Genomic DNA, 16,367 nt, shown 5'->3' on the forward strand with positions numbered 1-16,367 from the left:
AAACTTTTGATTGTAATGTTGTTTTTTTATTCAATTAGAGAACAACAGAAACAATAGAAACAACAAAAACCTTACAACTTTTTTAGAGATGGTTACTCAAAAGCAAACGTTAAGAAAACGCCACGTGTTCCCATATAATTGATAGGAGCAGTCCATTGACTATTGGGGTCATCATCATATTTCACCTCATTATTGATGGCAAAAACGCCACGAATGGAAGGTGAAAATTTAAAGAAATACAAATAAATATCAATTCCAATTCCCACTTCATACATGAAATTGTGTGTTTTCATTCGGAATTCGCCAGCAGAATTATCATCTTGATTGGCTTCATTGCTCGAAAAATTGTGGTCGTAAGAAATGCCTGCTAACACATAAGGGCGAATGTTTTTATAACGATCTGTACTGAATTTGAGCAACAAAGGAACATGCAAATATGTTGAACCAATTTCACGGACACTGTCTCTAGGAATTGCCAAATGATTGAAATAAATTTTCTTGGAATTACTCACCAAACCTGGTTCGAAACGTAAATTTAGGTTTTTGTGCAAACGCAAATCTGCAATCAAACCCACATTAAAACCTGCTGTTGGAGACACTGTAATGTCTGCATTTGCAATCGAACTATTTCTGAGATTAAGTTTGAAATCATTTTGATTTAACCCTAGATAAAAACCATAATGCAGTCTTTTTTCATCAAAAGTTGGGAGCTTTTCTATGCGTTCTGATTGCGCAAAAGCAACCACAGAAATCAAAAAGAAGAATCCAATAAAAAACTTTTTTTTCATCATTTTATTTTCGTGCTGTATAAATTGTGGCAACTCCAAATGTTACAGGATGATGCGTTACATCACTAAACCCATTTTTTCGCAAAATATTGTTAAACACTTCTCCAAAAGGAAAAGAATTTGCAGATTCTGATAAATAGGAATATGCAATTTTATCTTTAGAAAATAATTTTCCAATCAATGGCAATACGAAATTGGTGTACAATTTATAGCCATGTTTGAATGGAAATTTTGTAGGATTAGAGGTTTCTAAAATCACCAAAACTCCTGTTGGTTTTAAAACTCTAGCAATTTCTTTGATTCCTTTGTCAAGATTTGCAAAATTCCGTACGCCAAATGAAACAGTAATGGCATCAAAAGTGTTGTTTTCAAAGGGCATTTCTTCTGAATCACCCACCATCATTGTTATTTTTTCTGAAAGGTTTGCTTTGTTGATTTTTTGTTTTCCAACTTCGAGCATTCCAGCAGAAATATCCAAACCAATAATTTTATCAGGATTCAAATTTGCCATCATCAACGCCAAATCTCCAGTGCCAGTGGCAATATCAAGAATTTGTTTTGGATGATTTTTGCCAACAATCTTGACTACTTTTTTTCGCCATTTCACATCAATTCCCAAAGAAATTACCCTATTTAAGCCATCATAATTTCCTGAAATAGCATCAAACATTTGGGTTACTTGTTCTTTTTTTCCAAGTTCAGAATTTTTATAAGGCTTTATAATTTCAGACATTTATAGCTTTTTTATCCATTAATAGCAACAACGCCATTGATTTGGTTTGGCAACATTTCTTTCAATAAATTTTCGATACCATTTTTTAAAGTTGCTGTGGAAGAAGGACAACCACTGCAAGCGCCTTGCAATACAACACTGACAATTTTGTTAGATGCATCATAAGAACGAAATGCAATATTTCCTCCATCACCAGCCACAGCAGGTTTGATATATTCATCTAAAATAGCTACAATTTCTCCTGCAATTCCATCTAATTTTACTTCAGGAATTTCTATGCTATTTTTTGAGGATGTTTCTGGAGTTGGCAAATCCGTAAAAATCGGTTTTTTAGCCACCAAATATTCTCTAATAAAACTGCGAACTTCTGCAAAAATTTCATTCCAATCTACCATATTGTATTTGGTAATGGAGATATAATTGTCAGAAATAAAAACCTCTTTTACAAAAGGAAATGAAAAAATGGCTTGTGCTAAAGGGGAAGATTTGCTTGCCTCTTCAATGTTTTTATACTCCACATCTGTTTGAGTAATTACTTTGTTCAAGCCAAATTTCATCACAGATGGATTTGGAGTCACCTCAGCATACACTTCTATGGCTTCTTTTTTGGAGGCATTTGTTTCTTCATTCACCACCAAATTTCCTTCGTTGATAAAATGTTCAATTTGCTCACGAACTTCTTCTTGAACATCGCTCCAAGCAACAATGTCATACCGTTGAATGGCAATGAAATTGGGCGTGATAAACACTTTTTTTACAAAAGGCAAATAGAACAATTGTTGGGCTAATGGCGAATTTTTTGCTTCATCAATATTTGCATATTCATAGCTTCCTGCATTTATCAAAGTGGAATTGCTATTGAATTTTAAGATGGTATCGTTTGTTGAATTTTGAATGGTAATTTTAGTCTCTTGCATGATTTTCAAATAAAAAAGCAAAATTACGGCAAAAAATTCACATTACTAAAAAAGACCTTGCATGTTTTCATGACAAGGTCTTTTTTGATGTGTTAAAAATCTTATAAATTGATAGAAACAGATGCTGTAAAAATGCGATTATCTAAGGTTAAATTTGCTGGATTTACATTGAATCCTGAATAGAAATTATAGGCAGCAGTTCTATTATTAGTTCTGTAGGCAAAATCCAATTTAAAACTTCCGAAGTTATATCCTGCTCCAAAAGAGTATTCGTTCAAATCATCTGAATTGATTGCAAAAGCATCTGGACTTTGCTCAAAACGATAACCACCTCTAACACTAAATTTATCAAAACGCCATTCAGTTCCTATTGAAAAGTTGTGCGTATTTACAAAATCATTCTGAAATGCTTGATTTTCTTGTATAAAATTAGCGCCAGAAAGTTTGGTTCTCGTGTAATTCATGTTTGAATAATCAACACTTATTAAACCCATTTTTCCAAAAATAAATGCAGTACTTGCTGTTAATCTGCTTGGTGTTCTTAGCCTATAAATAAGCGATTGCGTTGGGAAAAATCCGTCAGCAGTATTTGAATACACTACATTATCATTGCTCACTGCAATTTCTGCATCTCCAAAAAATCCATCGTTATTTATGATATTGCTATCTTCTAAAATTTCTGAAAACCAAGTAGGCGTTTGATAGGACAATCCTAATCGAAAACTATTGTTTACCTTGTAAATAAATCCAGCATTCAAAGAAAATCCGGTTCCTGTGGTAAAGTTTTCTTGATATAAATTGGCATCCAATTCATTACCATTTACATCACTATTGAATTCAGTTAAATTTGAACGCTGAGTGAAATTCAAATCATAAAAATTTAATGACATCCCAATATGTAATTTTTCTTGATAAACAGATGAAAATCCAACATTGAATTCACTCAAATCACCACTGTAAGCGTTGTTAAAAATCTGTTCATCAGCTATGTCATACACAAATGGATTTGCATTAGTATCTAGAGGAAAATCAATAAAAGTAGCAATACCACTATTTCCCTGAGCAATGAATCCATCAGTAAAATCTTTGGTGATTCTGTAATTAAATCCCATTGCAAATTTGCTCCAATCACTTCTGTAAGCACTATCAAAAACCAGTACACCACCAGCTTGAGAAAGATTTATAAATTGGTCTTGAGTAGTAAGTCTGTTTCCATAATAATCAGCCATGATGTCTGAACTTCTAGAATTAAAACTTCCAGAAAAAACACTGTTATTGAACACAGATAAACCTGCAGGATTGATATTAATACTAGATATATCTCCTCCTAATGCGCCAAAAGCCCCACCCATTGCTGTAAAACGCGCAGTTCCATTGTTATCATTTTGAGAAAAAAGAATACCCAAATCTTGATATCCTAACGATTGGCTATTTGTTGCGAACACTGTTGCAAAAAAAATAGCAGATGCAATGATTTTTTTCATTTTAAAAACCTTTTATACGTAAAAGTGATGATTTAATTCCCTCCTCTTCTTCCTCTTCCAGAAGTTGAGCCTCTGCCAGAGTTTGATGTGTTTCCACTACTTCTTGTAGTAGTTGTTGATCTTCTAGTTGATGAATTGGTGTTGTTATTGTTGTCAGAATTATTTCTTGAAGAATAATTTGAGTTACGGTCATTAGATTCGTTTCCTCTGATAGTCGAACTTCTTCTAACAGGAGTGCCAATAGAGCTTCTTCTTGAATTATTTGAATTTTGATTGTAATCAAAATAATTTCTTCTGTTTGTAGTAGAATTATTTCTTACAAAACCATTTGTATCTCTTCTTCCATAGGAATTATTTGTATTTCTTCTTCCATAGGTATTGTTTCTGTATAAACCGTTATTGTTCCAGCGATTGCTGTAAAAATAGGGATTATAGAAACCGCCATTCCAACCCCAATTATTAGCATAAGGATGCCAATATGGATTTCCAATCCATCCCCAATTATTCCATCTATTCCAACCCCATCCTACATTCCAGTTATTCCATCCCCAATTGTTCCATCCCCAGTCATTCCAACCCCACATTCCAAAACCATTTCCATACCAAAAAGGGTCGTTCATCAAGTTTACATTGACAATAACATTGTCATTTTGATAACCCCAAGGTTCATTTTGATTATAATTGCCATTATTGTCAGAATAATTAGGATTTGAGCTGTAAGAATCTACATCTGTAAATATTTCATATTCAGATATTCTCTCTAGACTATCTAATTTTTTTGTGAAGTAATTCTCTTCAAAATTATTGTTTGTTCTTTCAACAACTACAATTTGTCGTTTTTCTCTTTTTTCAGGAGAGCTGTAAATACCATCTTCATAGTATGCAGTTTGGTAAGTTCCGCATGAAACTAAGACCAAATTAGCGGTTGCAAAAATTATTAATGATTGAATGCTGAATAGTTTATTTTGTAGTTTCATGATAAAATGTTTTTATAAAAATACTGAATTAATTATAAAATTTGTGTTAAAAAGACTAATTTATAGTAGTTTTGTAACCGTCTTAAAAAGTTTTTAACACGAAATTTATATCAATAAAAATAACAATATTTGTGCCAAAGTAAAGAAATATGAGCAAGAGTTTAACAAAAAGAGAAGAAGATTACTCAAAATGGTATAATGAGTTGGTTGTAAAAGCGGATTTAGCAGAAAATTCGGCTGTGAGAGGGTGTATGGTCATCAAACCTTATGGATATGCCATTTGGGAAAAAATGCAAGCAGAATTGGATAGAATGTTCAAAGAAACAGGACATCAAAATGCGTATTTTCCATTATTTGTTCCCAAAAGTTTGTTTGAAGCAGAAGAAAAAAATGCAGAAGGTTTTGCAAAAGAATGTGCCGTAGTTACCCATTATCGATTGCAAAATGACCCCGATAATCCTGGGAAATTAAGAGTGGATCCTGAAGCGAAACTGGAAGAAGAATTGGTGGTTAGACCAACATCCGAAGCAATTATTTGGAGCACATACAAAGGTTGGATTCAGTCTTACCGAGATTTGCCTTTGTTGATAAATCAATGGGCAAATGTGGTTCGTTGGGAAATGCGAACACGCTTATTTTTAAGAACTTCGGAGTTTTTATGGCAAGAAGGTCACACAGCTCATGCTAGCAAAAGTGAAGCAATTGCGGAAGCACAACAAATGCAACAAGTGTATGCAACATTTGCGGAAGAATTTATGGCAATGCCAGTCATCAAAGGAGTAAAATCTGATAGTGAACGTTTTGCAGGAGCAGAAGATACCTATACTATTGAAGCATTAATGCAAGATGGAAAAGCATTACAAGCAGGAACAAGTCATTTTCTAGGACAAAATTTTGCAGAGGCATTTGATGTGAAATTCACAAACAAAGAAGGAAAACAAGAATATGTTTGGGCAACTTCTTGGGGAGTTTCTACACGTTTGATAGGTGGATTGATCATGACACATTCAGATGATTTTGGGTTGGTTTTACCTCCAAAGTTAGCTCCAATTCAAGTGGTTATTGTACCTATATATAAAGGAGAAGAAGAATTGGCATTATTGTCAGCTAAAATTGGTGGAATCGTAAAAGATTTTAAATCAAAAGGCATTTCTGTAAAATATGATGATAGAGATACATTAAGGCCTGGTGCAAAATTTGCAGAATATGAATTGAAAGGAGTTCCTTTAAGAATTGCCATGGGTAAAAGGGATTTGGATAATAATACGGTTGAGGTTGCTAGAAGAGATATGTTGCATAAAGAAAGTATTTCTCAAGACACATTGATTGATTTTGTGGCTAATTTGTTAGAGGAGATTCAAGATAATTTATTCAAAAGAGCTTTAGAATACAGAAACAGTCATATAACAAATGTAAATTCATTCGATGAATTCAAAGATGTGATTGAAAATAAAGGTGGATTTGTTGCTGCACATTGGGATGGAACTGAAGAAACTGAAGAAAAAATAAAAGAATTGACAAAAGCAACCATCAGATGTATTCCAAATGATGTAAAAGAAGAGGCTGGAAACTGCGTGTTTACTGGAAAATCATCCTCAAAAAGAGTGCTTTTTGCGAAAGCATATTAAATTTTTAAAATTTTTTAAAAAAAAATTGTAGGATTTTAAAAACGTTGTATATTTGCATCCGCAATTAAGGATATACATAATTGTGATGGTCCGTTCGTCTAGGGGTTAGGACGCCAGGTTTTCATCCTGGTAACACGGGTTCGATTCCCGTACGGACTACAAAGTTTTAAATAAAAACGAAGAAAATAATATTATGGCAAATCATAAGTCAGCATTAAAAAGAATCAGAAGTAACGAAGCTAAAAAGTTACGTAATAAATACCAACACAAAACAGCTAGAAATGCTGTGAGAGATTTGCGTGTATTAGAAGATAAAGCTGAAGCTGAAGGAAAATTAGTAAACGTTATTTCTATGTTGGATAAATTGGCTAAAAAGAATATTATCCACAAAAATAAAGCTGCAAACTTAAAATCTAAATTAACAAAGCACGTTGCTGCATTGTAAGATTTTACAGATTTAAAAAATATAAAAGCTCTGAATTTTCAGAGCTTTTTTTATTGTACTTATTTCAGGTAAAATTGGTTCATTTATTGTTTCAAAAAAAACTGTACTTTACCAATCATACGTTTTATGAGCATCCAATCTTATAAAAATAAAAAGTAATATCGTAAAACCCCATAAAGAAGAACCTCCATAACTAAAAAAAGGTAGAGGAATTCCCACGGTTGGTAACAAGCCAATTACCATTCCAATATTGACAGTAACATGGAAAAATAAAATAGATGCAACACCATAACCATAAATTCTACCAAATTTATTAGCATGTGTTTCTGATAAATATACAATTCTTGCAATCATCAACATAAATAGAATTATAACCAAAGAACTCCCTAAAAATCCCCATTCTTCACCTACAGTGCTGAAAATATAATCTGTGTGTTGTTCTGGAACAAAATCGCCTTTGGTAATATCTCCATTCAAAAATCCTTTGCCAGTTAAACCTCCAGAGCTAACTGTCAATTCGGATTGATAGGAATTATAACCAATGTCTTTATTGTCAATTTTTAATCCTAACAGAACTTCAAAACGATCTCTATGGTGTTGTTTAAAAACGTTTTCATACACAAAACCAGTCCCGAAGATAAATAAACCCAAACCTAAATACGTTATTAAAATTTTATGCCAATTAAATCGAAGTAAACGTTTTCCTCCCCTGTATATTAGGTATATTACAATAACTGTGATTATTGAAAATAACCAAATAAACATGGTGTTAGTTCCCCAAAAAATTGTCAGTATAAATATTGATATTGACGCTGTTCCAAAAATGATATAATTCAGAGTTAAGCCTTCTCGGTTCAACACTAAAAAAAAGGCCAAATAGATCAATGCAGAACCTGGATCTGGCTGTAAAACGATTAAAATGGCTGGTAAAAAAATAACCGTAAAAGCTTTGATTTGATTTTTTACTAGCGAAAGATTGTATTGACGGTCACTTAATAATTTCGCAAGGGCAAGTGCAGTAAAGGCTTTTGCAAACTCTGCAGGTTGTAAACTCATAGACCCAAAATTGAACCAAGCTTTGGCACCATTAATTTCTTTTCCAAGAGGGAAAATTAAGATCAATGAGAAAATGACTATGAGGTAAAATATACTTGCAAATCGCTCATAAAACTTAGCGTTAAAAAATAAAACAAAAATTATTATTGGAACGCATAACAAAATCCAGAGTAGCTGTTTGCCGTATTTTGTATTGAAATCTAAGATGTTTATTTGTTCATCAGATATTGATGCTGCAAGAATATTGAACCAACCAAAGCCAACTAAAATCAGGTAGAAAAAAACAAGAGTCCAATCAATACCCGCAAAAATATTATTCTTTTCTTGACGCAACTTCCCTGTATTTTGGTTTGTAATAATTGTAAATATCTTGCAAACTTAAGTTCAACATGTTTGTTTCTCTGAGTTTATTTTCTTCTGAAATATATCCATTTAAATATTTTTCAATCATCAAACTGGTAATTGGTGCTGCAATGGTTGAGCCATAACCTCCATTTTCAACAAAAACGGCTAAGGCGATTTTCGGATTTTCTTTGGGCGCAAAAGCTACCAAAATAGAATGATCAGGCAATTGCTGTTTATAGCCATTGATTCTGATAAAATTTTCTGAAGTTCCTGTTTTTCCACAAATTTCAATTCCCTTTACTTGACTCCATCTTCCTGTACCTGTTTTAAAAACTTCGTGCATTGCTTCGATTACTGGTTCAAAATATTCACTTCTGATGGTTGTTTGTTTTTTTATGGTATAATTCGGATTATTTATAGGTTTTCGTGCTATTTTTTTAACGATATGAGGTGTATAAAAATAGCCTTTGTTGGCAATTGCAGCTGTAAAATTTGCCAATTGAATGGGAGTCGTTAAAATTTCTCCTTGTCCAATAGCATTTGAAATTGTTGTTGAAGCGCTCCATCTATATTTGTAACGACTGTCATAATATGCGCCATCAGGAATCAATCCAGGAGAACCAGATGGTAAATCATACCCAAGATAACTTCCTAATCCAAAGCTAGTTACATGTTTATTCCAAATATCTAGAGATTCACTTGCTTTTCTTTTTTTCTCAATAATTTTTCTGTAGGTATTTGAAAAATAACTGTTGCAAGATTTTGCAATAGCTGTTTTTAACGCAATTGGTGAATCATAAATTCCACAGTGACAACGCATAAAATCGGTTGCTTTTCCTCCATATCTATATCCCCCATAACATCTAAAACTTGTTTCGGTGTTGATGGCATTTTCTTGCAAACCAACCAAAGCATTCATCATTTTAAAAGGTGACCCTGGAGGATATGCAGCTAATAAAGCTCTGTCATAAGTGGGCTTTTCAGGATTTTTTGGATCCATTAATATTAATGAATTTTTAGAACGATCTCGTCCAACCAACATATTTGGATCGTAAGAAGGAGAAGTAACCAATGCTAAAATCTCTCCAGTTGATGGTTCAATTGCCACAATTCCTCCTCTTTTTCCATTCATCAATTGTTGCGCATACATTTGCAATTCAATATCAATAGTTAAAGTCAAATCTTTACCACTTTCAGGCAACGTATCCATTTGCCCATTTTTATAAGAACCAGTAACTTTATTGAATCGATTTCTGTTGTAATATTTTTTGCCTTTTCGTCCTCTTAAAATTTCTTCATATTCTCTTTCAACACCTTCTTTTCCTTCCAATTCTCCTTGTTCATAATCATTATTAGTCCGCGCTTTTTCTTCATTTACTTCGCCAATATATCCCAAAACATTGGCTGCAGCATTCATTGGATAATCTCTAATAACTCTTTTTTGAATGTAAAAACCATTGAATTTATGCAGTTTTTCTTGAAGAAAAGCAAAATCATCCTTGGCTAATTGTTTTAAAAAAACGGAAGGCAAATAGGTTGCGTAGTTTTCTGCTTTTTTAAATCGAGTGATAAAATCTTCTTTTTCTATTTTTAGCAATTTGCACAATTCAAGTGTGTCAATATTTTTTACTTGATTGGGTTGTACCATTACATCATATGAAAGTTGATTTGCTACCAAAAGGCGCCCATTTCTATCATAAACATAACCACGCTCAGGATAATCATAGTCAATTTTTACTGCTGCATTATGCACAGGGTCAAATTCAACCCCTTTTACAATTTGCAATTGAAAAAGTCTTCCAATAAAAAATATTCCAACAATGGAAATCAAAAAATAAAGTAAAAAGCTTTTTTGCATTATTCGTTTTTGGTAAAAATGGCTGAGCCAATAAAATATAAAACCAATGTAAAAATACTCGAAAAAAATGTATTACTCAGTACATTAGTAAAATTATGAAAGCTAAAGTTAGCCAATGAAAAAAATATAAAATGGTGAATGACTGTTAATGTTACTACATAATTAAAAATTTTACCAAAAGATTCTGTTTTCAAACTGAAAAACGGGTAGTCTATTTCTAATTTATTGAAATAAATTTTCACAAAAAAAAGTCGGATGTAAGCTATAATTGTGATGGAAAATGCATGAATTCCCCCAGTATCAGAAAAAAAATCAACAGATAAACCTAATAAAAATGAGTAAAATAATAACGGAATCTTATTTTCTTTTAATGGATATAAAAAAACAAAAACAATATACAGATAAGGATTTATGGAGTTAAAAAGTAAAATATTATTGAACATAAATACTTGAAGAAATAACAGCAAAAAGAACAACAAGATTTCTCTAAATGGATTATTCATTTTCTAAGTTTTCAATTGTTTTTATTTCAAGTTTATCAAAATTTTTAATTACATAAACAGTTCCCAGACTGCTCATATCATTGAAAAGCTTTATGATGACTCTGTTTTCGGCAGAATTTCCTCTATTAATTTTTAATACTGTTCCAACCAAAATTCCTTCAGGAAAAATAGTAGATTTTCCTCCAGTTTCTATTGTATCACCTATTTTTAAAGGTGCTTGTCTAGGAATATCAATCAATTGAACTGTTTTGTAATCGTCACCATTCCAATCTAGTGTTCCAAAGTAATTGCTGTTTCTAAGTCGTGCGTTGATTTTGCTATTTTTGTTTAAAATGGACTGTACTCTAGCATATTTTGGAGAAGTATTGTCAATAATTCCAATAATTCCCAAACTATTAATAACGGCCATTTCTTTTTCAATTCCTTGATTTTTTCCAATATCAAGTGTCAAAAAATTGAATTCTTTGTTATAATTATTGTTGATTATTTTGCCTTTTGTAAATGAAAATTTTTGAAAATACCTTACTGTATCAACGATTGTTGAATCTTTAAATTGAGTTGCAAAAACTTTTTTCTGAAGTTCATTTCTTAAACGTGCGTTCTCAGCTGCCAATACTTCATTTTCAGTTTTCAGATTGAAATATGCTGTAATTTTTGATTTTTGCGTATAAATTCCTCCAACTATTGAATTGGTAGAATTCACGAATTTACTTTTCTGAAAATTTAGATTCGTTAAAATCAAACTAAAGGCAATAGATTCTAGCAATAGAAAAAATAAGAAATATTTAAACCTCTGAATAAAAAAAATCAGTTGTTGCATTGATAGAATTTAAAGACTAATTCATTAGTACATTCTTATATTTTACAAGTTCTTTTAAAGCAACTCCTGTTCCACGAACTACTGCTCTCAAAGGATCTTCTGTTACATAAACTGGTAAATCTGTTTTTCTAGATAATCGCTTGTCTAAACCTCTCAACATAGAACCTCCTCCTGCAAGATAAATTCCTGTATTGTAAATATCTGCGGCTAATTCTGGTGGAGTTTTAGATAAGGTTTCCATGACAGCGTCCTCAATTCGAAGAATAGATTTGTCTAATGCTTTGGCAATTTCACGATAGGAAACTTGTACTTGTTTTGGTTTTCCACTTAATAAATCCCTTCCTTGAACCAACATTTCTTCTGGTGGATTGTCTAAATCTTCAGTAGCTGCACCAATCGTAATTTTTATTTTTTCAGCAGTAGTTTCACCCACATGTAAATTGTGTTGCGTACGCATGTAGTACATGATGTCGTTTGTAAATAAATCGCCTGCAACTTTTACAGATTGATCGCAAACAATTCCGCCCAAAGCTATGACAGCAATTTCTGTAGTTCCTCCACCTATATCAATAATCATGTTTCCTTTTGGTTCCATGATGTCAATGCCAACTCCAATTGCAGCTGCCATTGGTTCATAAATCAGATAAATTTCTTTCGCATTCATGTGTTTTGCAGAATCTCTTACAGCACGTTTTTCAACTTCTGTAATTCCAGATGGAATGCAAATGACCATACGCAAAGCTGGTGGAAATAATTTCTTTTTAATAGATGGAATTTGCTTTACAAATTCTTTAATCATCTCTTCAGATGCTTGAAAATCAGCAATAACACCGTCTTTTAAAGGACGAATCGTTTTGATATTTTCGTGTGTTTTTCCTTGCATCAGGCTCGCTTCATGACCAATGGCAATGATTTTACCTGTAATTCTATTTCTTGCAACTATTGATGGACTATCAATCACCACTTTTCCGTTGTGAATAATTAGCGTGTTTGCTGTGCCCAAATCAATGGCAATATCTTCCGTCATGAAATCGAAAAAACCCATAAATTTCTATGTTATTTTTTAATGATGTATTCTTACAAAACTACTAAAATAATTCTGTATTTTGATAGCTATTTTATTAATGTTTAAAATGTCTTGTTCCAGTGGTTACCATTGATACGTTGTTTGCATTGCAATAGTCAATACTCAACTGATCTTTGATTGATCCTCCAGGTTGAATCACACTTTTGATGCCAGCTTTATCAGCAATTTCTACACAATCTGGAAAAGGGAAAAACGCATCACTTGCCATGGCTGCTCCATTCAAATCAAAACCAAAGTTTTTTGCTTTTTCAATGGCTTGATGTAACGCATCAACTCTGCTTGTTTGTCCAGTTCCACTTGCTAAAAGTTGTTTGTTTTTTACCAAAACAATGGTATTAGATTTGGTGTTTTTACACAATTTTGATGCAAAAAGCAAATCTTCAATTTCTGTTGCACTTGGTTTTGTATTGGTAACGTATGTTAAGTGTTCAATAGTATCTGTAATAAAATCTTTGTCTTGAACCAACAAACCATTCAAGGAAGTTCTTACCAATTGTGTAGGCAATGCAACTTCTTTTTGCACTAAAATGATTCTATTTTTTTTCGATTGTAATATCTCTAAAGCACTTTCAGTATAGCTTGGTGCAATTACTACTTCGCAAAATAAATCATTGATTTCTTGTGCAGTAGCATCATCAATAGTTGTATTTGCGATTAAAATTCCTCCAAAAGCAGAAACTGGATCACCAGCCAAAGCATCAACATACGCTTCTTTAATGGTATTTCTTTGTGCAAATCCACAAGCATTGTTGTGTTTTAAAATCGCAAAAGTAGGTGCTTCTCCTTTGAATTCTTCCATCAAATTAACAGCTGCATCCACATCAAGCAAATTGTTGTAACTCAATTCTTTTCCGTGAATTTTATCAAACATAGCATCTAAATCTCCAAAGAAATAGCCTTTTTGATGTGGATTTTCTCCATATCGCAATACTTGCCCTTTTTGTTCGCTAGCTTTAAAAACCACTTCATCTTCATTGAAATAATTGAAAATAGCAGTGTCATAATGTGACGAAACATTGAATGATTTTGCCGCAAACTTTTTTCTTTGTGCTAGAGTTGTGATCCCATTATTTTCGGAAATAATATGTAAAAATTCCTCATATTGTTCCATGGAAGAAACTATAAAAGTGTCTTTAAAATTTTTGGCTGCAGCTCTAATCAATGAAATACCACCAATATCAATTTTCTCAACAATATCTGCTTCTGATGCACCAGAAGCCACTGTTTTTTCAAAAGGATACAAATCAACAATCACCAAGTCAATCTGCGGAATTTCATATTCTTTCATCTCTGCAATATCGCCTTTGTGATCTTGTCTGTTAAGAATTCCTCCAAAAATTTTCGGATGCAATGTTTTTACTCTTCCACCTAAAATAGAAGGATAAGAAGTAACATCTTCCACAGGAATGACATCAATTCCTAGTTCTTTGATAAAGGTTTCTGTTCCTCCAGTTGAATAAATAGTAACATTTAATTCGTTCAATTTTTGAACGATTGGCGCTAAACCATCTTTATGAAAAACCGAAATTAAGGCAGATGTAAGTTGTTTTGAATTGCTCATTTTTTGCTTTTTGATTAAGCATGCGAAATTACGCAATCATTGAATGATTATCAATAAAAAGATAATAACAAAAACAATAAATAATTAACAAAGAATCTTTTGGGTGAAATTAATACAAAAATGAATTTGAAACAACAGATTATTATATAGCCACATAGAAACATAGAAAAAAGAGATAGATAGCCCAATTCTTGGGATTCACGTAGCTATGAGTTTCTAAAATTGAGTGAAACGTCTTTAAAAAAAATCAGTAAAACTATGTTTCTATGTGGTTTTTATTATTGAAAATTGAATTACACTTAACAGCTTAACAAAGAATGTTTTTTAAAACAAACTAGCCACTTTTTGACAAGTATATTCTAGTAAAATTTCATCGTTTTTGGTAAAAGGACTCACTGTGTGCGAATCAATATCAATTTGACCAATATTTTCACCATTCACAAAAATAGGAATTACAATTTCTGATTTCACTTTCCAACCACAAGAAATGTAATTTTCTTGTTCGGAAACATCTTGAACCACAAAGTTTTGATTGCTAATAGCTACTTGTCCGCAAATCCCTTTTCCAAATGGAATAATCGTATGTTCTGTTGGTTCGCCTTTAAATTGCGCCAATTTCAACTCATTTTTGTCACCATTTTTAAAGTAAAAACCTACCCAATCATAATAGGAAATTTGGCTTTCTAAAAAATCACAAATGGCTTGTAATTTTTCGTCTTTTGTGTTTTTTGAAGCGAAAATGGTATCAATTTCTTGTTGTAAAAAGGCTACATTCATTTTGATTATTTTGTTGGCAAAAATAAGTGATTTTTTGAACTTCCATAGAAATTAAGCAAAGTGCTTGAAACTTTTTTATATTTTTGTGTAATTCCTTAAAATTCAAAAGGAACTGGAAAACCTGAAAACCTAAAACATTAATAACAGAAAATGACTAAAAAAGATTTATTTATTTTATTGATAAAAATATTCGGACTTTACTCCTTAATAACAACTATTTTTTCAGTCTTACCAAATAACATTGCATTTGTTATCCAAAACATTGATTCAACAGGAATAATTTGGCTTATTTGTACTGTCTTTATTACTGTAGGTTTATTTTATTTATTAATAACAAAATCTGAAAAAATATCAAATACTTTAAAATTAGAAAAGGGATTTGATGATGATAAAATTGAATTTGGAAATCTAAAAAATATAGATATTATTAAGTTCGTGATTTTAATAATTGGTGGTTTTTTGTTCATCGAAAACTTACCTATATTTTTAAGTAATACTTTGTTTGCTTTTAAATCTTCAATTCCAAAAGGATTTGATGATGCATATGGAAATCCAGGTTTATTAAAATATAACCAAATTGAAGACTATGTATATTGGATTACAAGTGGATCGAATTTATTAATAGGTTATTTATTGATTAGTAATTATAAGAATATAAGTGACTTTTTGAATAAAAAACTGAATTAAAAAAAAATAAACTTTAAACAACAAACAACCAATAAATATCCAACCAATCTCAACCCAATTCCTTAAAACCCAATAACCCAATTTTAATTTATAAAACGAGTCTTTTCGTTTGCGTCATTAGTAAACAACTCAATATTAAAAACTTACAGATGGTGAGATATTGATTTTAACAAAACAAAAACGTTATTTCTTGTTAACATAGCAAACAAAGTTGTAATTTTGCATTCGATTATGAAACAATCAGTAGTAAAAATAACTTCATTTGCACTTGCACTATTTGTGCTTTTTTCAACCCTATCTTTTACGGTTGAAAAGCATTTTTGTGGAGAATTTTTAATGGATGTTTCTTTCACTGGTGAAGCAGCAGATTGTGGAATGGACATGGAAAAAGTTGCTAAAACCAAACAAAAAAATTGCTGTAAAGACGAAATCTTCCACATTGAAGGTCAAGATGAATTGCAACAATTTTCTTACTCAGATTTTGATTTAGAAAAACAACAATTTGTTCTCGCTTTTTATCAATCGTATCAAGAACTTTTTGTTCAAAAAATTGCTAAAAAAACCTTTTACAAAGATTTTTCTCCACCTGATATTCCCAAAGACTATCAAGTCTTGTATCAGACATTTATCATTTGATTTTTAAATTGTTAACTCGTTAAAATCTTCTTTTCAGAGGGTTTTAAAAACACGTTATTTAATTT

At 31.7% G+C, this 16,367-nt stretch carries 16 protein-coding genes and 1 tRNA gene; 5 read left to right on the forward strand and 12 right to left on the reverse strand.

Annotated elements, in window-relative coordinates; translation table 11 throughout:
* Positions 1-92: 92 nt before the first annotated feature.
* The 5 genes from IU405_RS04815 to IU405_RS04835 all read right to left on the reverse strand — a co-directional run bounded on the left by IU405_RS04815 (position 93) and on the right by IU405_RS04835 (position 4,899).
* On the reverse strand, positions 93-791 hold the full coding sequence (locus IU405_RS04815; protein ID WP_410896741.1) for a porin family protein: 699 nt from the start codon (positions 789-791) through the stop codon (positions 93-95).
* Position 792: 1 nt separating this feature from the next.
* Positions 793-1,521, reverse strand: coding sequence for a bifunctional demethylmenaquinone methyltransferase/2-methoxy-6-polyprenyl-1,4-benzoquinol methylase UbiE (ubiE, locus tag IU405_RS04820; protein ID WP_197437478.1), 729 nt, complete (start codon positions 1,519-1,521; stop codon positions 793-795).
* Positions 1,522-1,532: 11 nt separating this feature from the next.
* Positions 1,533-2,438 (reverse strand): NifU family protein, encoded by a 906-nt coding sequence (locus IU405_RS04825; RefSeq protein WP_197437479.1) that lies wholly within the window; start codon positions 2,436-2,438, stop codon positions 1,533-1,535.
* Positions 2,439-2,539: 101 nt separating this feature from the next.
* Complete coding sequence (locus IU405_RS04830) at positions 2,540-3,922, reverse strand: OmpP1/FadL family transporter (protein WP_197437480.1); 1,383 nt, start codon at positions 3,920-3,922, stop codon at positions 2,540-2,542.
* A gap of 32 nt (positions 3,923-3,954) precedes the next feature.
* Positions 3,955-4,899 carry a hypothetical protein gene (locus IU405_RS04835; RefSeq protein WP_197437481.1) on the reverse strand — a complete coding sequence of 315 codons (945 nt, stop codon included), beginning with the start codon at positions 4,897-4,899 and terminating at the stop codon, positions 3,955-3,957.
* 149 nt (positions 4,900-5,048) lie between these two features.
* Here IU405_RS04835 and proS point away from each other — a divergent pair, with 149 nt between their 5' ends.
* The 3 genes from proS (at position 5,049) to rpsT (ending at position 6,972) form a co-directional block, all read left to right on the forward strand.
* Positions 5,049-6,527 (forward strand): proline--tRNA ligase, encoded by a 1,479-nt coding sequence (proS, locus tag IU405_RS04840; RefSeq protein WP_197437482.1) that lies wholly within the window; start codon positions 5,049-5,051, stop codon positions 6,525-6,527.
* 87 nt (positions 6,528-6,614) lie between these two features.
* Positions 6,615-6,686, forward strand: a tRNA-Glu gene (locus tag IU405_RS04845).
* Positions 6,687-6,720: 34 nt separating this feature from the next.
* Complete coding sequence (gene rpsT, locus IU405_RS04850) at positions 6,721-6,972, forward strand: 30S ribosomal protein S20 (protein WP_105046322.1); 252 nt, start codon at positions 6,721-6,723, stop codon at positions 6,970-6,972.
* 108 nt (positions 6,973-7,080) lie between these two features.
* On the opposite strand, the gene rodA is transcribed toward rpsT, so the two are convergent.
* From rodA to IU405_RS04885, 7 genes are all read right to left on the reverse strand, one after another.
* Positions 7,081-8,361, reverse strand: coding sequence for a rod shape-determining protein RodA (rodA, locus tag IU405_RS04855; RefSeq protein ID WP_197437483.1), 1,281 nt, complete (start codon positions 8,359-8,361; stop codon positions 7,081-7,083).
* On the reverse strand, positions 8,342-10,231 hold the full coding sequence (mrdA, locus tag IU405_RS04860) for a penicillin-binding protein 2 (RefSeq protein WP_197437484.1): 1,890 nt from the start codon (positions 10,229-10,231) through the stop codon (positions 8,342-8,344). Before mrdA ends, rodA begins: the two co-directional genes overlap by 20 nt.
* Complete coding sequence (mreD, locus tag IU405_RS04865) at positions 10,231-10,734, reverse strand: rod shape-determining protein MreD (protein ID WP_197437485.1); 504 nt, start codon at positions 10,732-10,734, stop codon at positions 10,231-10,233. Before mreD ends, mrdA begins: the two co-directional genes overlap by 1 nt.
* A complete protein-coding gene (gene mreC / locus IU405_RS04870; protein ID WP_197437486.1) occupies positions 10,727-11,554 on the reverse strand; it encodes a rod shape-determining protein MreC in 828 nt (275 codons plus the stop codon). The genes mreD and mreC overlap by 8 nt, the downstream gene beginning before the upstream one ends.
* Before the next feature lie 16 nt (positions 11,555-11,570).
* Complete coding sequence (locus tag IU405_RS04875) at positions 11,571-12,599, reverse strand: rod shape-determining protein (RefSeq protein WP_197437487.1); 1,029 nt, start codon at positions 12,597-12,599, stop codon at positions 11,571-11,573.
* A gap of 76 nt (positions 12,600-12,675) precedes the next feature.
* On the reverse strand, positions 12,676-14,202 hold the full coding sequence (gene purH / locus IU405_RS04880) for a bifunctional phosphoribosylaminoimidazolecarboxamide formyltransferase/IMP cyclohydrolase (RefSeq protein WP_197437488.1): 1,527 nt from the start codon (positions 14,200-14,202) through the stop codon (positions 12,676-12,678).
* Between the two features lie 324 nt (positions 14,203-14,526).
* Complete coding sequence (locus IU405_RS04885) at positions 14,527-14,979, reverse strand: GAF domain-containing protein (protein WP_197437489.1); 453 nt, start codon at positions 14,977-14,979, stop codon at positions 14,527-14,529.
* A gap of 150 nt (positions 14,980-15,129) precedes the next feature.
* On the opposite strand from IU405_RS04885, the gene IU405_RS04890 reads away from it, so the two are divergent.
* Together IU405_RS04890 and IU405_RS04895 are read left to right on the forward strand one after the other, a co-directional pair.
* Positions 15,130-15,666: a hypothetical protein gene (locus IU405_RS04890; RefSeq protein ID WP_197437490.1), complete on the forward strand. Its 537-nt coding sequence runs from the start codon at positions 15,130-15,132 to the stop codon at positions 15,664-15,666.
* A 231-nt stretch (positions 15,667-15,897) separates the two neighbouring features.
* Positions 15,898-16,302, forward strand: a complete 405-nt coding sequence (locus IU405_RS04895) for an HYC_CC_PP family protein (protein WP_197437491.1) — start codon at positions 15,898-15,900, stop codon at positions 16,300-16,302.
* Positions 16,303-16,367: the final 65 nt, after the last annotated feature.

The organism is Polaribacter sp. BAL334 (genome assembly GCF_015767435.1).
Taxonomy (GTDB): domain Bacteria; phylum Bacteroidota; class Bacteroidia; order Flavobacteriales; family Flavobacteriaceae; genus Polaribacter.